At 72.2% G+C, this 14955-nt stretch carries 17 protein-coding genes; 6 read left to right on the forward strand and 11 right to left on the reverse strand.

Annotated features, from left to right (window positions below):
- Positions 1-954, reverse strand: a complete 954-nt coding sequence (locus tag ACZ7L5_RS10100; RefSeq protein ID WP_471515959.1) for a ribose-phosphate diphosphokinase — start codon at positions 952-954, stop codon at positions 1-3.
- 181 nt (positions 955-1135) lie between these two features.
- Here ACZ7L5_RS10100 and ACZ7L5_RS10105 point away from each other — a divergent pair, with 181 nt between their 5' ends.
- Positions 1136-1798: a DUF4230 domain-containing protein gene (locus ACZ7L5_RS10105; RefSeq protein WP_363036245.1), complete on the forward strand. Its 663-nt coding sequence runs from the start codon at positions 1136-1138 to the stop codon at positions 1796-1798.
- Between the two features lie 672 nt (positions 1799-2470).
- On the opposite strand, the gene ACZ7L5_RS10110 is transcribed toward ACZ7L5_RS10105, so the two are convergent.
- The 6 genes from ACZ7L5_RS10110 to ACZ7L5_RS10135 are packed head-to-tail and all read right to left on the reverse strand — an operon-like array spanning position 2471 to position 6201.
- Positions 2471-4231: a complex I subunit 5 family protein gene (locus tag ACZ7L5_RS10110; RefSeq protein ID WP_471515961.1), complete on the reverse strand. Its 1761-nt coding sequence runs from the start codon at positions 4229-4231 to the stop codon at positions 2471-2473.
- Complete coding sequence (locus tag ACZ7L5_RS10115) at positions 4231-4578, reverse strand: sodium:proton antiporter (RefSeq protein ID WP_471516733.1); 348 nt, start codon at positions 4576-4578, stop codon at positions 4231-4233. Before ACZ7L5_RS10115 ends, ACZ7L5_RS10110 begins: the two co-directional genes overlap by 1 nt.
- A 10-nt stretch (positions 4579-4588) precedes the next feature.
- Positions 4589-5329, reverse strand: a complete 741-nt coding sequence (locus ACZ7L5_RS10120; RefSeq protein ID WP_471515962.1) for an MnhB domain-containing protein — start codon at positions 5327-5329, stop codon at positions 4589-4591.
- Positions 5326-5577 (reverse strand): Na(+)/H(+) antiporter subunit B, encoded by a 252-nt coding sequence (locus tag ACZ7L5_RS10125; RefSeq protein WP_471515964.1) that lies wholly within the window; start codon positions 5575-5577, stop codon positions 5326-5328. The genes ACZ7L5_RS10120 and ACZ7L5_RS10125 overlap by 4 nt, the downstream gene beginning before the upstream one ends.
- A complete protein-coding gene (locus ACZ7L5_RS10130; protein WP_471515966.1) occupies positions 5570-6022 on the reverse strand; it encodes an MrpF/PhaF family protein in 453 nt (150 codons plus the stop codon). Before ACZ7L5_RS10130 ends, ACZ7L5_RS10125 begins: the two co-directional genes overlap by 8 nt.
- On the reverse strand, positions 6019-6201 hold the full coding sequence (locus ACZ7L5_RS10135) for a hypothetical protein (RefSeq protein ID WP_471515968.1): 183 nt from the start codon (positions 6199-6201) through the stop codon (positions 6019-6021). Before ACZ7L5_RS10135 ends, ACZ7L5_RS10130 begins: the two co-directional genes overlap by 4 nt.
- Positions 6202-6821: 620 nt before the next feature.
- Between ACZ7L5_RS10135 and ACZ7L5_RS10140 the strand changes: the two genes are divergently transcribed.
- Complete coding sequence (locus ACZ7L5_RS10140) at positions 6822-7256, forward strand: VanZ family protein (protein WP_471516734.1); 435 nt, start codon at positions 6822-6824, stop codon at positions 7254-7256.
- On the opposite strand, the gene ACZ7L5_RS10145 is transcribed toward ACZ7L5_RS10140, so the two are convergent.
- Positions 7253-8029, reverse strand: a complete 777-nt coding sequence (locus tag ACZ7L5_RS10145; protein ID WP_471515970.1) for a sulfite exporter TauE/SafE family protein — start codon at positions 8027-8029, stop codon at positions 7253-7255. The genes ACZ7L5_RS10140 and ACZ7L5_RS10145 overlap by 4 nt on opposite strands.
- Before the next feature lie 213 nt (positions 8030-8242).
- Here ACZ7L5_RS10145 and ACZ7L5_RS10150 point away from each other — a divergent pair, with 213 nt between their 5' ends.
- Positions 8243-9472 carry a ricin-type beta-trefoil lectin domain protein gene (locus ACZ7L5_RS10150; RefSeq protein ID WP_471515972.1) on the forward strand — a complete coding sequence of 410 codons (1230 nt, stop codon included), beginning with the start codon at positions 8243-8245 and terminating at the stop codon, positions 9470-9472.
- A gap of 40 nt (positions 9473-9512) precedes the next feature.
- Here ACZ7L5_RS10150 and ACZ7L5_RS10155 read toward each other — a convergent pair whose 3' ends face one another.
- The gene (locus ACZ7L5_RS10155) at positions 9513-9749 is read right to left on the reverse strand and encodes a hypothetical protein (protein ID WP_362385739.1); all 237 of its coding nucleotides are present in this window, start codon (positions 9747-9749) and stop codon (positions 9513-9515) included.
- Between the two features lie 125 nt (positions 9750-9874).
- Here ACZ7L5_RS10155 and ACZ7L5_RS10160 point away from each other — a divergent pair, with 125 nt between their 5' ends.
- The 3 genes from ACZ7L5_RS10160 to ACZ7L5_RS10170 all read left to right on the forward strand — a co-directional run bounded on the left by ACZ7L5_RS10160 (position 9875) and on the right by ACZ7L5_RS10170 (position 13268).
- Positions 9875-10897 carry a PHP domain-containing protein gene (locus ACZ7L5_RS10160; protein ID WP_471515974.1) on the forward strand — a complete coding sequence of 341 codons (1023 nt, stop codon included), beginning with the start codon at positions 9875-9877 and terminating at the stop codon, positions 10895-10897.
- A 324-nt stretch (positions 10898-11221) separates the two neighbouring features.
- Entirely contained in the window at positions 11222-12187 is a 966-nt protein-coding gene (locus ACZ7L5_RS10165; protein ID WP_471515976.1) for an SDR family NAD(P)-dependent oxidoreductase, read from the forward strand.
- A 52-nt stretch (positions 12188-12239) separates the two neighbouring features.
- The gene (locus tag ACZ7L5_RS10170) at positions 12240-13268 is read left to right on the forward strand and encodes an SDR family oxidoreductase (protein ID WP_471515978.1); all 1029 of its coding nucleotides are present in this window, start codon (positions 12240-12242) and stop codon (positions 13266-13268) included.
- A gap of 44 nt (positions 13269-13312) precedes the next feature.
- On the opposite strand, the gene ACZ7L5_RS10175 is transcribed toward ACZ7L5_RS10170, so the two are convergent.
- A complete protein-coding gene (locus tag ACZ7L5_RS10175) occupies positions 13313-13555 on the reverse strand; it encodes a hypothetical protein (RefSeq protein ID WP_471515980.1) in 243 nt (80 codons plus the stop codon).
- Between the two features lie 71 nt (positions 13556-13626).
- A complete protein-coding gene (locus tag ACZ7L5_RS10180) occupies positions 13627-14916 on the reverse strand; it encodes an ROK family transcriptional regulator (protein WP_471515982.1) in 1290 nt (429 codons plus the stop codon).
- Positions 14917-14955: the final 39 nt, after the last annotated feature.

The raw sequence follows: 14955 nt of genomic DNA on the forward strand, positions 1-14955 counted from the left end.
CTAATCGGTGCCCGGCGCGTCGAACAGGGCGCTGACCGACTCCCCGTTGTGAATGCGACGCACGGCCTCGGCGAGCGCCGGGGCGATGGACAGGATCCGCAGCTTCTCGGTGCGCTCCTCCGCCGGCACCGGCACGGTGTTGGTGCACACGATCTCCAGTACGTCGGGCTGCTCCCCGATCCGCTTCAGCGCGCCGGACGCGAACAGACCGTGCGTACAGGCCACGCGGATCGAGCGCGGCCCCAGCTCCCGCAGCCGGTCGAGGAGCTCCAGGACCGTACTGCCCTTGGCGATCTCGTCGTCCAGGACGATGACGTCCCGACCGGTCACCTCGCCGATCACGGAGTTGATGCTGACCCGGTCGTCCGCGAACCGCTGCTTGGCACCGGCGGCCACCTGGGCGCCGATCATCCGCGCGAACGCGGCGGCCTCCTTGGCGTTGCCCAGGTCCGGCGACACGACGGTCGTACGGGAGAGGTCGTACTGCCGGAAGTGCGCGGCGAGTTCGCGCAGCGCGTGCAGGTGGTCGACCGGCACGGTGAAGAAGCCGTGCACCTGGGGCGAGTGCAGCGTCATCGCGAGGACGCGGCCGGCGCCGGCCGAGACCATCAGGTCGGCGACGAGCCGGCCGCCGAGGGAGATGCGGGGCGCGTCCTTCTTGTCGGAGCGGGCGTAGGAGTAGTGCGGCATGACGACGGTGATCCGGCCCGCGGAGGCGCCGCGGGCGGCGTCGCACATCAGCAGCAGTTCGACGAGGTGTTCCTGGACGGGCCGGACCAGGGGCTGGATCAGGAAGACGTCCCGTTCCCGGCAGTTTGCCTGGAGCTGCACCTCCAGGCAGTCGTTGGCGAACCTGCTGACCCGGCTGGGGCTGAGCGGCACCCCCAGATGCGCGCAGACCTCCGCCGCCAGTTCGGGGTGGGCACTACCGCTGAACACGGCGATCTCTCGCACGATCCGCTCCTCGAATGATCATTCCGGGTGGCGGACTCATGCTACTGACCTCGGCAGAAACGTTGCAGCGCGCCCGTGGGCGTGGACGTCCCTGCCCCGCTCGGAGGTGCCAATCGGCCAACGATCCGGTCCTCCTGGGGGTTTGGGGGTATCCGAAGGGCAGGGAAGGAGGAACGTCGACATGACGACTCCCATCAAGCGCATCAACAAGCGCATGCCCGGCTGGGCGAAGGTGGTGAGCGCCCTCGTACTGGTGCTCGTCGTCTTCTTCGCCGGGATCCGGTTCAGCGTGCTCCCCGGCCTCAAGGACCTGTTCGGCACCGAGACCAATGACCGCTCGGGTCCCGCACTGCTCCAGTCCATCCAGGACATGAGCCGCTACGACGCCGCCTCCGGCAACTTCCAGATCGTCGTGGATCTGGAGAAGGACGCCAAGCTCCTGCCCGACGCGATCCGCGGCTCCCGCACGCTGTACGTCGGCGCGGGCACCGTGGACGCCTATGTCGACCTCGGCAAGGTCGGCGAGGACGACGTCACGGTCAACGACGACCGTACGTCCGCAACGCTCCGCCTGCCGCACGCCGCCCTCGGCAAACCGTCCCTCGACCCCGACCGCTCCTACGCCGTCTCCAAGCAACGCGGTCTCCTGGACCGCCTCGGTGACCTCTTCTCGGACAACCCGAACAGCGAACAGGCCGTGCAGAAGCTGGCGGTGAAGCACATCGGCGACGCGGCCAAGGACAGCGAACTGACGGCCCGCGCCGAGACCAACACCACCGGCATGCTCGAAGGCCTGCTCCACTCGCTGGGGTTCAAGGAGGTGAAGGTGACGTACGGGGCCTGATGCGCATGCCCCCTCCCCGGGTCCACGGGCGCCTGCCGTGAGGGACCCAGGGCGGACCTCGGGAAGCCATGTCAAGCGCCCGCGGCGAGAAGCCACGTGGAGGCTCCGGCGAGGCCGATGCCGACGGCCCCCGTCTCCCGTGCGCGGGCACGACGGGCCTGCCCCGCCCGTGCGCGGGCACGACGGCCCGCCCGGCCGACCGCCGACTGGTGGTGGCGCCGCCGGGCGGGCCTCGGCGAAGCGACGTCAAGCGTTGGGGGGAGCGTGCGATCGCCGACCGCCGGCACGCTCGGCAAACCGTGCGGGCGCTCCGGCAAGGCACATTCTGGACGCCGTCCGGCGCAGGGGGCACCTGAGGGCAGCGTCCTGCGCAGTTGGCTGCCGGCCCCCGGGTGGAGCCCACCAGGCTTGCCTCGGCGAAGCCGGATCGCGCTCCCGCGAGGCGCATGACGGACGCCGCCCGCGCAGAGGGGGCGCCCGAGGGCAGGGCCTACGTCAGCCGGCTGCCCGCCCCCGGGGCGAGCCGCCGGGCTCACCTCGGCGAAGCCACATCAAGCCCGGAGACATGTGCAGTCGCTCGGCGCCCGGCGTTCGCGCGGTGAAGCCGGGTCCGCTCCGGCGAGGTGCGTGGCGGACGGTGTCCGGCGCGTGGGGCTTGGGCGGCGGGGGCGCCTACGTCAGCAGGCCCGGTAGGGCCAGTGCGCCCAGCAGGGTGGCTCCCATCAGTACCCAGGCCACGTAGTCCCCGACGTGCCCGGACTGCAGGCGACGTAGGGGGCGTGCGTGGGACGGGGCGGCCAGGAGGTCGGGGCGGGTTACGGCCAGGGCTGCCAGGCCGAGGGCCAGTACGGTCGAGGCGAGGTCCAGCAGGACGCCGGCCGGGGTCCAGTGCGGGGCGGGGACCACGGCGCCGCCCGAACCGGCCTCGTTGACGGCGTGGGCCACGACCTCGCCGAAGCCGGGGGCCACGCCGACGGCGAGGGAGCCGGCGAGCAGCACGGCGGGTACCGCGGTCATGGTGTCGGGGATCCGGCTGAGCCGGTGCCGGGTCTCGGGCCGTTCGCCGGCGCCGGTCGTCTCGTACTCGGGGTCGTCCGCAGGCGTCGGGCCGAGTCCGAAGAACACCCGGGCGGCGACCCGCAGTACGGCCGCGGCGGTGACCGCGCTCGCGACCACGTACAGCAGGGTCAGCGAGCCGCCCGCGGCCTTCTCCGTGACGGCCTTCCCGAACCCCGTCCCGAAAGGCGGGAGTCCTGCGAGGGCGAGCCCGCCCACCACGTACATCACGGCGACTCCGCGCAATTCCCGGGCGCGCCCGTGCAGCGCGTGCTCGTCGACGTTGCCGTACCGGTCGAGGAGGATGCCGGTGCAGGCGAACAGCGCGGCCTTCACCCCGGCGTGTCCGAGGACGTACAGCGCGACCCCGTCGTCGGCCTGAGGTGTGAGGACGCCGATGCCGATCAGGAACAGCCCGGTGTGGGCGACCGTCGAGTAGGCCAGCAGCCGCTTGATGTGCCTCTGGTACCAGCACATGACCGCGCCGATCAGCGCCGTCACCGCGCCGAGCACGACGAGGACCCGCTCCAGGTCGGCCGCCGGGATCCCGCCGGGTCCGGCGAATACGGTGCCGTACACCCGCCAGACGCCGTACACGCCGAGTTCGACCATGACGCCCGACAGCAGCATGCACACCGGTGTGGGTGCGACGGCGTGCGCGTCCGGGAGCCAGAAGTGGAACGGCACCGCGGCCGACTTGATCAGCAGGCCGGTCAGGACGAGGACGAAGGCGGCCAGGACGAGCGCGTCCGGCGGCCCGTGGGCATCGAGGCCGCGCCCGATCCCGTCCATGGCGAGTTCGCCGGTGCGGGCGTACAGCAGCGCGATGCCCATCAGCATGGCGTAGGCGCCGAGCGAGGTGACGACGCCGAAGGTCAGCGCGCCCTGCACGGCCTTGGCCTCCTCGACCCGGGTGCCCGTCAGCGCGTAGGCGACGACGCTCATCAGCTCGAACCACACGAACGCGTTGAACAGGTCGCCCGCGATCGCGAATCCGCACATGCCCGCCTGGAGGAGCAGGACCAGCGCGGGGAACGAGCCGGCGTGCCGACGCGGAGGCTCCTCGAAGTAGCGCCAGGAGTACGCCAGGGCCGCGAGGGTCAGCAGGGAGGCCAGGGCGGCCATGCCGAGCCCCGCGCCGTCCCCGATGAGGACGATGCCGACGCTGCGGCCCTCCACGGGCGTCCAGCCGCCGACCCATTCGACCATCGGCGGCGAGGAGTTCAGCGACAGCACGATCGCGAGCCCGGCCGTCCCCGCCGACACGGCACAGGCCACGGAATCCGCGACGACGCGGGGCAGGCGACGGCCGGCGGCGACCAGGAGGGCGGCACCGAGCAGCGGCACGGCGACGAGCAGCGGCAGCAGGTCGTTCATCAGCCGCGCAGCTCGGAGAGTTCGTCGGGGTCGACGGTGCCGTGCCGCTTGGCGACCTGGATGACGAGCGCGAGCAGCAGCGCGGTGACGGTGGCGCCGACGACGACGTCGGTGAGGGCGAGGGCCTGGACGACCGGGTCGACGACGGGGCGTGCGCCGGGCTCCAGGTCGGAGAAGACGGGCGCGGTGGCGCCGTCGCGGTAGCCGACCGCCAGCAGCAGGACGTACGTGGCCGACTGGCACACGGCCAGACAGCCGACGGCGTGGATCAGATTGCGGCTGGTCGCGAGGCCGTAGCAGCCGATGAGGAAGATCCACACGGCGACGAGGTACGGCAGCACATCCATCACGGCGCTCTCACTTCCCGCTCTCCCCCTCGATCTCGACGGCCTGGTCCAGGAATCGGGCGAGCAGCACGACCACCGCGCAGGCGACCTCCATGCCGACGGCCGCGTTCAGCAGCGGCACGGTGCCACCGGAGGACAGGGTGTTGAACGTGCCGTACGGCAGCAGGGTGTTGGCGAGGAACGCGGTGCCGCCGATGAGGCCCGCGAGGCCGGTGACCAGGTAGGCCGAGGCCGCCACGGCGTCACCGACCTCGTACAGACCGACCGGGCGGACGCGTTCCAGGGCGCGGTAGCCGGCGCCGAGGTAGAGCAGATGCAGGGCGGTCGCGGCGACGACGCCGCCCTGGAAGCCGCCGCCGGGACTGAGTTGCCCGTGCGCGATGACGTACAGGCCGACGACCAGGGCGACCGGCAGGACGATCAGGGCGTAGCGGCGCACCGGCGGGGCGACGTCGGCGGGTTCGGGCCGGGCGCGGTGCTCGTCGCGGGTCTGCCGCAGCAGGACGACACAGCCGACGACGGCCGCGAACAGGATGGTCATCTCGCCCATCGTGTCGAAGGCACGCTGGTCGAAGTTGATGGAGGCGATGGTGTTGGCGGTCTGCCGGGCGAGGGAATCGCGCACCGCGCGGTCGCCGTACGGGTGGCTGTCGCCGCCGAAGTCCGGCAGCCGCAGACATGCCGCGACGAGGAGCACGGCCAGGCCGGTGCCGCCGACGGCGACGAGCCGGAGCCGGGTGCGCGGGTTCATTCGTCACGCTCCTTGCGCCGCTTGACCTTGCGGACCGACAGGAGCAGCAGCAGCGGGGTGAGGGCCCCGCCGACCGCCAGTTGCGACAGGGCGACGTCCGGCGCCTGCATGGCGGTGAACAGCACGGCCAGTACGACGCCGAGGACGGCCAGCACGAGGGCCTGGCGCACGGGGTCGCGGACCAGTACGGCCACGGTCGCGCAGCCGGCGACCAGCAGCAGCGCGACGACGATCACCGCATCAGCCACTGCGCACCCCCGCGACGCCGCCGGACAACGCCTGGGAGGCGACGAAGTTCCCGCCGATCAGCAGCGCGCCCGTGAGGAGGACCTTCAGCATCGCCCGGCTCGGTCCCTCCGCCACGCACAGCGCCAGCACCACGGCCGCGCCGAGGCCGGCGGCCGCCCACGTCAGGCCCCGGGCGCGCGGCGGGTCGTCGGCGAGTTCGCCGGTCAGCAGGCGGGCGAAGACGAGGGTGCCGACCGGGCCGAGCAGGGCGAGGACCAGAGCGAGATCGACGTAGGCGGGGCGGTCGTATCCCTGGGCGAGCAGGAGCAGTCCGGGGCAGGCGAGGGCGGTGGACAGGTTCTGGGCGACGACCCTGCGCCGCAGTGGTCCGCTGGCGACGCCCCAGACGGTGGCGCCCACTCCCCCGCCGAGCACGACGGTCGCGGCGAGGAGCCAGCCGTTCATCGACCGGCCACCGCCCGGCGCGCGGCGACGGCCGCGAGCGCTGCCACGCCGGCGACGCCCGCGCCGACCGCGAGTTCCAGGGTGTCCACGGTGGTGACGAGGATCAGCCACAGCATGGCGAGCGCGGCCCACCAGGCCAGGAACTCGGTCGCGGCGAGCAGCGTCGTGCCCCGGTCCATGCGCCACCTCCGCCAGCCAGGTGTCCGTTACTTCCGTTTACTTCTGTTCCGCGTCATCCAAACACCACCCCGGATGACGGAGGCGGCGGCACGCGCGGCCCCCGCCCGGAGTGCCCCGACAGCGTGAAGGGAAACCGGGGCCGACTGTGATACCGGGCGCCGCCTCGTTGGGCATCTCGACGCGGTACCGGGGTAAGCGGCCTACCACGAAGGACTGTTGAAGAGTGGAGGATCGCATGGCCGGTGGGACCTCACGTTCGCGTGCCGCGTTGCACCCCGGCACCCCCAAATCCAGAGGTGCCGCCAAGGCGGCAGGAGGAGCGAAGTCCGCAAGGTCCGGCAAGTCCGCGGGGCGCTCGAAGTCCGCGGGTTCCCTCAAGTCCGCTCTGGGCGCGAAGTGGCGAGAGGCGACTCGGTCGGCAGGCGGCTCGAAGTCGCGAGGCGCGGGCAAGTCCGCGGGCCGCGCAAAATCGGGCGGTACCGCCAAGCCCGGGCTCACGGCCAGGCTCGGACGCACCACGAAGTCCGGACGCACGGCCAAGCCCGAACGCGCCGCCACCTCCGAGCGCAGCGCGCGCCCCAGGCGAAGTCCCCTGCGGTTTCTCGCCCGTCTCCTCGCGATGCTGTGCGCCTTCGCGTTCATGGTCGCGTTCGCCGTCGTGCTGGCGAAGCTCACCCTGCAGCCCTCCCCCGCCTCCGAGGCCCTGACGCACACCAATCTGCAGCCGGGCAGTTCGCTGCGGGCCTATCTGGACCAGCCCGAACTGCGCGACGCCGTCAAGCAGATCGGGGGCAACGTGCTGCTGGGTGTCCCGTTCGGCATCCTCGTTCCCGTCGTCGCGCCACGAACGCGCGGTGTCCTGCGGGTGCTGCTCCTGACGGCGACCGTCATGCTTCTGGTCGAGTTCGCGCAGGGTGCCCTGGTGACGGGGCGCGCCTTCGACATCGACGACGTCATCCTCAACACCACCGGCGCCCTGATCGGCTACCTCCTGCTGGGTCGCCGGCTCAGCCGCGTGGTGCACGCCCGGGGGCCCCGCCCCGCCAAGGCCTAACGCAGCACCAACTGGAGGATGGCCACCGTGCCGACGACCACGATGAACGCGCGCAGCACAGAGGGGCGCAGCCGGCGGCCCGTCCTGGCTCCCAGGAGGCCGCCGGCTGCGGACCCGATCGCGAGGAGGCCCACGGCCGTCCAGTCGAACTCCGCGGCGACGAGGAAGAACAGCGCGGCGACGGAGTTGACCACCGCGACGAGCACGTTCTTGGCGCCGGTGAGTCGTTGCAGGCTGTCGTCCAGGAGCATGCCCATCAGGGCCACGTAGATGATGCCCTGGGCCGCCGCGAAGTAGCCGCCGTAGACGCTGGCCAGGGTCAGTCCGACAAGCAGCAGGGGGCCACCGTCGGGGCGCGCCGGCTTTCCCTTCCGTGCCCGGCGGCTGCTCACCTTCCCGCTGATCAGCGGCTGGAGGACGACCAGTACGAGGGCGAGGCCCACGAGCACCGGCACGATCCGTTCGAACGCCGAGGCGGGCAGGGTGAGGAGCAGCGCGGCGCCGCTGAAACCGCCGAGGGCGGCGCCGGCGCCCCACTTCAGCAGGCGCCGGCGCTGACCGCGCAGTTCCTCGCGGTAGCCGATGGCTCCGCTGATCGAGCCGGGGATCAGCCCGAGCGCGTTGGAGACCGTGGCGGTGACGGGTGGCAGGCCGGTCGCGAGCAGGACCGGGAACGAGATCAGCGTCCCCGAGCCGACGACGGCGTTGACGGCACCGGCGGCCAGGCCCGCGCCCAGAATGGCGAGCAGTTCACCGATGTGTGCGGCGTTCATGGCGAGAAGCCTAGGAACCCGACACTTCGGCGGCGGACGAACCATGCCGGGTGGGGGCGATCTCTCCGCGATATCCGGACGCTCAAGTTCTGGTCCGTACCAAGGTATTGACGGCCCCTTACCTCACTCCTTAAATCAAGTGGCGACACCTTCACCCCCCACCTCGCTCGGCGCACCCCGTCCGCAACGGGCCGCCGCATGGAAGGGAGCACGATGGCCTCCCCACGCCTGCTCCGCACCGCACTCCTCGCCGCTCTGTCGGCCGTCCTGGTCGCGTCCGCCGCGATCGGCCCCGCGCAGGCCGAACCTCCGGGCGTCTCGGCCGCCGCGGTGACGTTCGCGGACAACTTCGACGGGCCCGCGGGCGCCGCGGTCGACTCGTCGAAGTGGCAGATCGAGACCGGCGACAACGTCAACAACCACGAGCGGCAGTACTACACCTCGGGCAACAAGAACGCGGCGCTGGACGGCCAGGGCCACATGGTCATCACCGCCCGGCGCGAGAACCCCGCCAACTACCGGTGCTGGTACGGCACCTGTCAGTACACCTCGGCCCGGCTGAACACCTCCGGCAAGTTCACGGCCCAGTACGGGCACATCGAGGCGCGCATGAAGGTGCCGCGGGGGCAGGGCATGTGGCCCGCGTTCTGGATGCTCGGCACACCGGTCAACTGGCCGGACTCGGGCGAGATCGACATCATGGAGAACGTCGGCTTCGAGCCCTCTACGGTCCACGGCACCATCCACGGCCCCGGCTACTCCGGGTCGGGCGGCATAGGCGCCGGCTACTCCCTGCCGAACGGACAGGCCTTCGCGGACGCCTTCCACAGCTTCGCCGTCGACTGGGCACCCGACTCGATCACCTGGTCCGTGGACGGCAACGTCTACCAGCGGCGCACACCCGCCGACCTGGGCGGCAGGCAGTGGGTCTTCAACAAGCCGTTCTTCCTGATCCTGAACCTCGCGGTGGGCGGCTACTGGCCCGGCGACCCGGACGGCTCCACGGTGTTCCCGCAGCAACTGGTGGTGGACCACGTCTCGGTGACGACCGGCGACAGCCCCGCCGGCGGCGCGATCAGGGGGCTGGCCGGGAAATGCGTGGACGTGGCCGGGGCGAGCTCCGCGAACGGTACGCCCGTACAGCTCTACGACTGCAACGGCAGTGCCGCCCAGCAGTGGTCCCGAGGCTCGGACGGCACGCTCCGCGCGCTCGGCAAGTGCCTGGACGCCACCGGGAACGGCACGGCGGACGGCACGACCGTCCAGCTGTGGGACTGCACGGGCGGCCCCAACCAGAGATGGGCCGTCAGCGCGGCAGGCGACATCGTCAACCCACAGGCCGACAAGTGCCTGGACGTGACCGGCAACAACTCGGCCAACGGCACCAGGATGCAGATCTGGACCTGCAGCGGCGGCGGCAACCAGAAGTGGACGGTCGGCTGACCCGGCCGTGCGGCCGCCTAGGCCACTTTCGCAGCGGGCCCTAGTGGTGGTGCCAGGTGAACTTGTCTCCGCCGACCCAGCGGACCACGTCCGGGTCGTCCAGGTCGTGGACCGTGATGCCGAACGCGGCGGCGTACTCCAGGACGTCGGTGATCGTCCTCGGCTGACCGACGACCTCGCCGTCGATCTCCATGATGCGGAACGGAGGCGTGCCCGGCTGAACCCCGAGCACCATGATCCGCGGCTGTGAAATGTGCGGGCTCGCGCTTTCGGTCATGAATAGAGCGTAGAACGCAACCCGCGTCAACGAATCCTCCAGGCGGACCGCGACACGCAGCCGCCGCTCCGTCCGCCGCCGTGCGGGCGCCGCAGGGCCGGGGAACCCTGGAGGAGGAGGTGGCGATGGACCCCGTCGACGCGCTGAACAGGATCGCGTTTCTGCTGGAGCGCTCACTGGAGCCGACGTATCGCGTACGGGCCTTCCGTACGGCCGCCCGGGTGCTGGCCGGGCTGCCCGCGGACGAGGTGCGGGCGCGGGCGCAGGCCGGGACGCTGGAGTCACTCAAGGGCGTCGGCCCCAAGACGGCCAAGGTGGTGCGCGAGGCGCTGGCCGGGCAGGTGCCCGCCTACCTGACGGACCTGGAGGGCAGGCCGGCGGCCGAGCCGCCCGTGAACGGCCACCGGCTGTGGGAGCTGCTGCGCGGGGACTGTCATCTGCATTCCGACTGGTCGGACGGTGGCAGCCCGATCGAGGAGATGGGCCGGACGGCGGCCGAGCTCGGCCACGAGTGGGCGGTGCTGACCGATCACTCGCCGCGTCTGACCGTGGCCCGCGGGCTGTCGGCGGACCGGCTGCGCGAGCAGCTGGACGTGGTGGCGGAACTCAACGCGACCTGGGCACCCTTCCGGCTGCTCACCGGCATCGAGTGCGACATCCTGGAGGACGGCTCGCTCGACCAGGAACCCGAGCTGCTGGAGCGGCTCGACGTGGTGGTCGTGTCCGTGCACTCCAAACTGCGGATGGACGCGCGCTCGATGACCCGGCGGATGGTCGCCGCCGTACGCAGTCCGCACGCGGACATCCTCGGCCACTGCACCGGTCGGCTGATCACCGGGCGGGGCCGGCCGGAGTCGGAGTTCGACGCGGACGAGGTGTTCGCCGCGTGCGCCGAGTCCGGTACGGCGGTGGAGATCAACAGTCGGCCCGAGCGGCTTGACCCGCCCCGTCGGCTGCTGCGGCGGGCCGTGGCGGCGGGCGTGCTGTTCTCCGTCGACACAGACGCGCACGCGCCCGGGCAGCTCGACTGGCAGCGGTACGGCTGTGCGCGGGCGGAGGAGTGCGAGGTGCCCGCCGAACGGGTGCTCACCACCTGGACGGCGGACGAGCTGCTGGCGTGGACGCGTGAGAAGTCGGCGGTCAAGTGAGCGTGGGGCAACGAGCGCGGGTGGCGCGTGATGCACATCACCGCGCTTCGTCGGAAACGCAGGAACACTCGCCGGTAGTTGCCCGTTGAACCAGCCGTGGGTGCGGATGGGACAGTGTCCCCGGGCCTCACCTTTTGCCCACAGGGACGATCGTTCGGCTGAAGCCCTGTGGAGCCTTTCGCCGAGAGGCGACCGCCATCCGCGCCCACACCTAAGGACCGCCCCGACCGGAACTCCCCCGTCCGGCCGGGGCTTTTTCCTGTTCGGGCGTGTCCCACAGGTCGGCTTGACTTCGAGAGCGCTCCAATTCGTAGCGTTCCGCACATGAGCACTGCACAGCACAAGATCGGCTCCGGTTTCGGGGCAACCAGCACCGCCGACGACGTCCTCCGCGGCATCGACCTGACCGGAAAGCTCGCGATCGTCACCGGCGGCTACTCCGGCCTCGGCCTGGAGACCACGCGGGCACTCACCAAGGCGGGCGCCCGCGTCGTCGTCCCCGCCCGCCGCCGCGCCGCCGCCGAGGAGGCGCTGTCCGGCCTCACCGGCGTCGAGGTGGACGAGCTGGACCTGGGCGACCTGGAGAGTGTGCGCGGCTTCGCCGAGCGCTTCCTCGCCTCCGGCCGCACGGTCGACATCGTGATCGACAACGCCGGGATCATGGCCTGCCCCGAGACCCGGGTGGGGCCGGGCTGGGAGGCACAGTTCGCGACCAACCACCTCGGTCACTTCGCCCTGGTCAACCGGCTGTGGCCGGCGATCGAACCCGGCGGCGCCCGAGTGGTGTCGGTCTCCTCGCGCGGCCACCATCTGTCCGGGATCCGCTGGGACGACGTCCACTGGCGGCACGGCTACGACAAATGGGAGGCGTACGGGCAGGCGAAGACCGCGAACGTCCTGTTCGCCGTCCACCTCGACAAGCTCGGCGCCGGCCAGGGGGTACGGGCCTTCTCGCTCCACCCGGGCGGCATCCTCACGCCGCTGCAGCGCCACCTCGCCAAGGAGGAGATGGTGGAGCGCGGCTGGATCGACGAGCAGGGCAACATGCTCCACCCCGAGGCCTTCAAGACCCCTGAGCAGGGCGCGGCCACGCAGGTGTGGGCCGCGACGTCGCCGCAGCTCAACGGCATGGGCGGGGTCTATCTGGAGGACTGCGACATCGCCGGGCCCGCTGCCGAGGACGACGAGGACCGCAGTGGCGTCATGGCCTGGGCCACCGACCCGGAGCAGGCGGCGCGGCTGTGGACGCTGTCGGCGGAGCTGACGGGCGTGAACGCGTTCGCCGCCTAGCCCCAGTGGGTACTCGGGGGCTCCCGTCCCCGCTCTCCGGGAGGAGCCGCAGGTGAGCAGCGAAGCGGCCCGAAGGATCGTCGTCACCGGTGCCACGGGCAATGTCGGTACGAGTGTGGTGCGGCTCCTCTCGGAGGATCCGGACGTCGGCTCCGTACTGGGCCTGGCCCGCCGGATCCCCGACTGGTCGCCGCCGAAGACGCAGTGGGCGGCGGTGGACCTGGCGTCCGAGCGTCCCGATCTGGCGGACATGTTCGAGGGCGCCGCCGCCGTCATCCATCTGGCCTGGGCGTTCCAGCCGACGCATGATCCGGCGGCGACCTGGCGCACGAACGTGCTGGGCGGCATGCAGGTCTTCGAGGCGGCGGCGGCCGCCAGGGTCCCGGCGCTGATCCACGCGTCGTCGGTGGGCGCGTACTCGCCGGGACCGAAGGATCACGCCGTGGACGAGTCGTGGCCGACGCACGGCTGGCCCGACGCCGCGTACTGCCGGGAGAAGGCCTACCTGGAACGGGCGCTCGACACCTTCGACCGGGCCCACCCCAGGGTGCGGGTGGTGCGGATGCGGCCGGCGTTCCTGTTCAAGCGGCAGTCGGCGAGTGAGCAGCGCCGTATCTTCGGCGGGCGGTTCCTGCCGGGGCCGCTGGCGCGACCCGAGCTGCTGCGGTTCCTGCCCGACATCCCGGGACTGCGGGTGCAGGCCCTGCACAGCGACGACGCGGCCACGGCGTATCAGCTGGCCGTGAAGTCCGACGCGCGCGGGGCGTTCAACCTGGCGGCCGAGCCGCCGGTGGACGCGAGGGTGCTGGGCGAGATGCTCGGGGCCCGCCCGGTCCGGCTTCCGCGCACGGCGGCCCGCTCGGCGATCGCCGCCGCGTGGGGGCTGCACCTGCTGCCCGCTTCCCCGCACCTCTTCGACGCGGTCCTCGGGCTGCCCCTGATGGACTGCACACGGGCGCGTACGGAACTGGGCTGGCGGCCGCAGCGCACGGCGACCGAGGTGCTGGAGGAGTTCGTGCAGGGCCTCCAGCGCGGTGCGGGCGCACCGACGGAGCCCATGCGGGGCCGCAAGGTGGGCTGACCCACGCCCTGCGGCGCCCCGCCCGGACCCGGCCGGAACGCGTCTCAGCCCGGCGACTCCTCGGGCGCCGGGTGCTCGGGGTGGACCGCACCGGACTGCCGCGCGCCTTGCCGGCTCGTGCCCCCCTCATCGGTGTCGGGCACGTCGTCCGCTTCGGCGGTCGTGTCCTCCGCCGGTCCTGCCGGCAGATCCCAGGGGTCCTCCCCCGGGGCGGCCTGCTGGTCCGGCAGATCCCTCGGTATCGGCTCGCCGGTCTCCTCCGGCGCCTCGCGACGGTCGTCGGCCATGGTGCACCTCTTTCGCGTCGTTCAAGGTCGTCCGAAGGCCCGCGAGTACCGCCCGGGCCGCAGGCGAAACCTCAGTGCGCCACTCGCTCCGCCAGATTCGTGTGCCAGGCGGGCGCCGGGCCCTCGGCCGCGGGCTCGGCGCGCCGGCCGCCGCGGGCGAAGAAGTCGGCGAGCGGCAGGATCGCGGCTCCGACGGTGACGGCTTCGGGGCCGAGCCGACCCACGTCGATCGTGACCCTCCCGGCCGGATGCCGCAGGGCGTAGGAGGCGGCGTGACGGCGTACGGAGGGCAGGAGGCGGGCGCCGAGCCGCAGTCCCGCCCAGCCGCCGATCAGGATGCGCTCGGGCTGGAAGAGGTTGATCAGGTCGGACAGGCCCGCGCCCAGGTACTCGGCGGTCTCCTCCAGGACGGCGAGCGCCACCGGGTCGGCCGCGCCGCCCTCGGGCGGATACGCGCCAGCCAGCAGCGCCGCCAGTGCCGTCTCCTCGTCGGCGCCCTCCGGCAGGGTCCCGCCCTCCTCGCCCCAGCGCGCCAGCAGCGACTCGGCGCCCGCGTACGCCTCCAGGCAGCCGAGCGCACCGCAGCGGCAGCGGCGCCCCCGGACCCGTACCGTCAGATGCCCCCACTCGACCGCCCGGCCGTGCTCCACCTCAGGGGTGACCAGACAGGCGCCGACGCCGGAGCCGAAGAGGACCACGATCGCGTTGCGGGCGCCGCGTCCGCCGCCGAACCACATCTCGGCCTGGCCGAGGGTCCGGGCACCGTTGTCGATGAAGTAGGGGACGGAGTCAGGGAGTTGGGAGCCGTAGCGCAGGCGCTGCTCCAGCGGTACCGCGTCCCAGCCGATCGTCTGTCCGTGCACGACGGCACCGAGCCGCGGCATGCGCTCGACGATCCCGGGAACGCCGATGCCGACGCCGAGGAGCCGCTCGGGTCCGACGCCGGCGTCCGAGAGCACCTCGGTGATGCCGTCGCGCACATGGCCGACGATGCCCTCGACCTCGTACCGCTGCCGCGTCAACGGCCGCTCCGTGCGGGCGAGTTCGGTGAGGGTCAGGTCGAACAGCCCGATCCGCACCCGGGTCTCGCCGACGTCGACGCCGATCATGTGACCGCTGCCGGGTGTGACGCGCAGCAGGATGCGGGGCCGGCCCCCGTCGGAGTCGACGCTGCCGGCCCCCTCGACCAGACCGTCGGCGATCAGCTCGGCGACGACGTTGCTGACGGACCCGGAGCTGAGCCCGGTCGCGGGGCCCAGTTCGAAGCGGCTGAGGGGGCCGTCGAAGTAGAGGCGCTGCAGCACGGCCGTCCGGTTGCCGCGTCTGAGGTCCCGTACCGTGCGCCCGTTCCGCCCCGCCATGCGGCTCCCCTTCGGTCGGCCCTGTTCCGCGCCCTGTTC

The sequence above is a fragment of the Streptomyces sp. NPDC107528 genome (assembly GCF_055639295.1).

What these genes read in the sequence shown, in the direction of transcription:
- ACZ7L5_RS10105 (WP_363036245.1), top strand. Translation starts at nt 1,136, where the DNA reads ATGACGACTCCCATCAAGCGCATCAACAAGCGCATGCCCGGCTGGGCG.
- ACZ7L5_RS10110 (WP_471515961.1), bottom strand. Translation starts at nt 4,231, where the DNA reads ATGAACGACCTGCTGCCGCTGCTCGTCGCCGTGCCGCTGCTCGGTGCC.
- ACZ7L5_RS10115 (WP_471516733.1), bottom strand. Translation starts at nt 4,578, where the DNA reads ATGGATGTGCTGCCGTACCTCGTCGCCGTGTGGATCTTCCTCATCGGC.
- ACZ7L5_RS10120 (WP_471515962.1), bottom strand. Translation starts at nt 5,329, where the DNA reads ATGAACCCGCGCACCCGGCTCCGGCTCGTCGCCGTCGGCGGCACCGGC.
- ACZ7L5_RS10130 (WP_471515966.1), bottom strand. Translation starts at nt 6,022, where the DNA reads ATGAACGGCTGGCTCCTCGCCGCGACCGTCGTGCTCGGCGGGGGAGTG.
- ACZ7L5_RS10135 (WP_471515968.1), bottom strand. Translation starts at nt 6,201, where the DNA reads ATGGACCGGGGCACGACGCTGCTCGCCGCGACCGAGTTCCTGGCCTGG.
- ACZ7L5_RS10140 (WP_471516734.1), top strand. Translation starts at nt 6,822, where the DNA reads ATGCTGTGCGCCTTCGCGTTCATGGTCGCGTTCGCCGTCGTGCTGGCG.
- ACZ7L5_RS10145 (WP_471515970.1), bottom strand. Translation starts at nt 8,029, where the DNA reads ATGAACGCCGCACACATCGGTGAACTGCTCGCCATTCTGGGCGCGGGC.
- ACZ7L5_RS10150 (WP_471515972.1), top strand. Translation starts at nt 8,243, where the DNA reads ATGGCCTCCCCACGCCTGCTCCGCACCGCACTCCTCGCCGCTCTGTCG.
- ACZ7L5_RS10155 (WP_362385739.1), bottom strand. Translation starts at nt 9,749, where the DNA reads ATGACCGAAAGCGCGAGCCCGCACATTTCACAGCCGCGGATCATGGTG.
- ACZ7L5_RS10160 (WP_471515974.1), top strand. Translation starts at nt 9,875, where the DNA reads ATGGACCCCGTCGACGCGCTGAACAGGATCGCGTTTCTGCTGGAGCGC.
- ACZ7L5_RS10165 (WP_471515976.1), top strand. Translation starts at nt 11,222, where the DNA reads ATGAGCACTGCACAGCACAAGATCGGCTCCGGTTTCGGGGCAACCAGC.
- ACZ7L5_RS10175 (WP_471515980.1), bottom strand. Translation starts at nt 13,555, where the DNA reads ATGGCCGACGACCGTCGCGAGGCGCCGGAGGAGACCGGCGAGCCGATA.
- ACZ7L5_RS10180 (WP_471515982.1), bottom strand. Translation starts at nt 14,916, where the DNA reads ATGGCGGGGCGGAACGGGCGCACGGTACGGGACCTCAGACGCGGCAAC.